This is a genomic window from Paraburkholderia sp. (assembly GCF_036488505.1).
Lineage (GTDB): Bacteria > Pseudomonadota > Gammaproteobacteria > Burkholderiales > Burkholderiaceae > Paraburkholderia.
The window spans coordinates 1-3285 of sequence record NZ_DASXHN010000299.1 but is presented as its reverse complement, the minus strand read 5'-3'; the positions used below and the strand labels follow the sequence as shown (position 1 = coordinate 3285).

The following is a 3285-nucleotide window of genomic DNA, read 5'->3' as shown; positions in this document are numbered from 1 at the left end:
ACCGGCGGCCAGACCCCGGCATCGTTCGAACCGACGATCGACTATGTCGTCACCAAGATTCCGCGCTTCGCCTTCGAGAAATTCCGCCAAGCCGATTCACGTCTGACCACGCAGATGAAGTCGGTCGGCGAAGTGATGGCGATTGGCCGCACTTTCCAGGAGTCGTTCCAGAAGGCGCTGCGCGGCCTCGAGGTCGGCGTCGACGGTCTGGACGAAATGACCCTGAACCACGACGAGATCATCCGCGAGATCGGTGAAGCCGGTCCCGATCGTATCTGGTATGTCGGCGACGCGTTCCGCATCGGCATGACGGTACAGGAAATCTTCGAAGAAACCGCGATCGACCCGTGGTTTCTCGCGCAGATCGAACAGATCGTGCTGAAAGAAAAGGCGCTCGCAGGCCGCACGCTCGCGAGTCTGTCGAAGGAAGAGCTCAAGTATCTGAAGCAGAGCGGCTTCTCGGATCGGCGTCTGGCCAGGTTGGTCGGCGCGAAGCCCGCGCAAGTGCGCGCGCGCCGTATCGAGCTGAACGTGCGTCCGGTGTACAAGCGCGTCGACACCTGCGCGGCCGAGTTCGCGACGAAAACCGCGTACATGTACTCGACTTACGAGGAAGAGTGCGAGGCGAATCCGACCAGCAACAAGAAGATCATGGTGCTGGGCGGCGGCCCGAACCGGATCGGCCAGGGTATCGAGTTCGACTACTGCTGCGTGCATGCCGCACTCGCGATGCGCGAGGACGGCTATGAAACGATCATGGTCAACTGCAATCCGGAAACCGTGTCGACCGACTACGACACGTCCGATCGCCTGTACTTCGAATCGCTGACGCTGGAAGACGTGCTCGAGATCGTCGACAAGGAAAAGCCGGTCGGCGTGATCGTGCAATACGGTGGCCAGACGCCACTGAAGCTCGCGCTCGACCTCGAGGCAAACGGCGTGCCGATCATCGGCACGTCCCCGGACATGATCGACGCGGCCGAAGACCGCGAGCGCTTCCAGAAGCTGCTGCAGGACCTCGGCCTGCGCCAGCCGCCGAACCGCACCGCGCGCGCGGAAGACGAGGCGCTGAAGCTCGCCGGCGAAATCGGCTACCCGCTCGTCGTGCGTCCGTCGTACGTGCTGGGCGGCCGGGCGATGGAAATCGTCCACGAGCCGCGCGACCTCGAGCGTTACATGCGCGAGGCCGTGAAGGTGTCGAACGACTCGCCGGTGTTGCTTGACCGCTTCCTGAACGACGCGATCGAATGCGACGTGGACTGCATCTCGGACGGCGAGGCCGTGTTCATCGGCGGCGTGATGGAGCACATCGAACAGGCGGGCGTGCACTCGGGCGACTCGGCCTGCTCGCTGCCGCCGTACTCGCTGTCGCAGGAAACCGTCGCCGAGCTGAAGCGCCAGACCGCCGCGATGGCCAAGGCGCTGAACGTGATCGGCCTGATGAACGTGCAGTTCGCGATCCAGCAGGTACCACAGGCGGATGGCTCGAAAGAAGATGTCATCTACGTGCTCGAAGTGAACCCGCGTGCGTCGCGCACGGTGCCGTACGTGTCGAAGGCGACCAGCCTGCCGCTCGCGAAGATCGCGGCGCGCGCGATGGTCGGGCAGAAGCTCGCCGAGCAAGGCGTGACGAGGGAAATCGTGCCGCCGTACTTCAGCGTGAAGGAAGCCGTGTTCCCGTTCGTCAAGTTCCCGGCCGTCGATCCGGTGCTCGGACCGGAAATGCGTTCGACCGGTGAAGTGATGGGTGTGGGCCAGACCTTCGGCGAGGCGCTGTTCAAGTCGCAGCTCGCGGCGGGTTCGCGTTTGCCGGAGTCGGGCACGGTGCTGTTGACCGTGATGGACGCGGATAAGCCGAAGGCGGTCGAAGTCGCGCGCATGCTGCATGAGCTCGGCTATCCGATCGTCGCGACCAAGGGTACGGCTGCCGCGATCGAAGCGGCGGGGGTGCCGGTCAAGGTCGTCAACAAGGTGAAGGATGGCCGCCCGCACATCGTCGACATGATCAAGAACGGCGAAATTGCGCTCGTCTTCACGACGGTCGACGAAACGCGCGCGGCTATCGCGGACTCGCGTTCCATCCGCATGAGCGCTCAGGCGAACAAGGTCACTTACTACACGACGATGTCGGGCGCACGGGCGGCCGTGGAGGGTCTTCGGTATCTGAAGAACCTGGAAGTCTATGATTTACAAGGACTCCACGCTCGCCTAAACTAAGGATTCGACTACCAGTCCAAGATGTACGTGCCGCGGTTAAGCGGCGTTTCGCAGGTGCTGCGGCCCGGGTTTCGTCCGGGGCGGTGGCTTTCGCGGAATGCACTTAACCGCGGTGATTTTTTTACGGCCGTTTTTTGCCTCCAGAGTTGTTTATGAGCACTATTCCATTGACTAAGCGCGGCGCAGAGATGCTGCGCGACGAATTGCAGCGTTTGAAGTCGGTCGAACGTCCGGCCGTCATCAACTCGATCGCGGAAGCACGCGCTCAAGGCGATCTGTCGGAAAATGCGGAGTACGACGCGGCGAAGGAGAAGCAGGGCTTTATCGAGGGCCGCATTGCCGAACTCGAATCGAAGCTCGCGGGCGCGCAGGTGATCGATCCGTCGCAAGTCGAAGCGGACGGCCGAGTGGTGTTCGGTGCAACGCTGGAGCTCGAAGACCTCGAATCAGGCGCGTCGGTCAAATACCAGATCGTTGGCGATGACGAAGCGGATATCGATCACGGCCTGATCTCGATTAGCTCGCCGATCGCGCGCGCACTGATCGGCAAGTCAGAAGGCGACGTGGCCTCGGTGCAGGCGCCGGGCGGCGTGCGCGAATACGAAATTATCGCGGTGAGTTACGTCTAAGGGTGGCGCCGGTGTCCCTGATGCCGCATCGGTTTTTTCGTCTGTTGGCGGTGGTGTGGGTCGGCAGTCTGCTGACTATCGGTTATGCGGTGGCGCCCGTACTGTTCACGACCCTTGACCGGACGACCGCCGGCGAGGTCGCCGCGCATCTGTTTCGCATTCAGGGGGTGATCGGCGTTGTCTGCGGCATTCTGCTGCTCGGTCTCGCCAATTTGCTGGTTCGACGTGGCAGCGGCGCCTATCGCCGCCTGCGCTGGCTGATCGTCGGTATGCTCATATGCGTGCTGGTTGGCTATTTCGCGTTGCAGCCATTCATGAACGCGATGCGCGTGGCCGCGCTAGAGGCGGGCAGCGACGTCGGTCACTCCGTTTATGCGACGCGCTTTGGCATGTTGCACGGCGTATCGACCGTGTTCTATCTGATCGAGAGCCTGCTAGG

The 3285-nt window shown here is 62.4% G+C and carries 3 protein-coding genes; all 3 read left to right on the top strand.

Annotated features, from left to right (window positions below):
* Positions 1-2217: carbamoyl-phosphate synthase large subunit (gene carB / locus VGH68_RS17885; RefSeq protein ID WP_331604997.1), on the top strand; the 2217-nt coding region annotated here is incomplete at its 5' end.
* A 152-nt stretch (positions 2218-2369) separates the two neighbouring features.
* Complete coding sequence (greA, locus tag VGH68_RS17880; protein ID WP_331604996.1) at positions 2370-2846, top strand: transcription elongation factor GreA; 477 nt, start codon at positions 2370-2372, stop codon at positions 2844-2846.
* Between the two features lie 20 nt (positions 2847-2866).
* Positions 2867-3285, top strand: a 419-nt coding sequence (locus tag VGH68_RS17875; RefSeq protein WP_331604994.1) for a DUF4149 domain-containing protein, incomplete at its 3' end; no start/stop codon positions are given.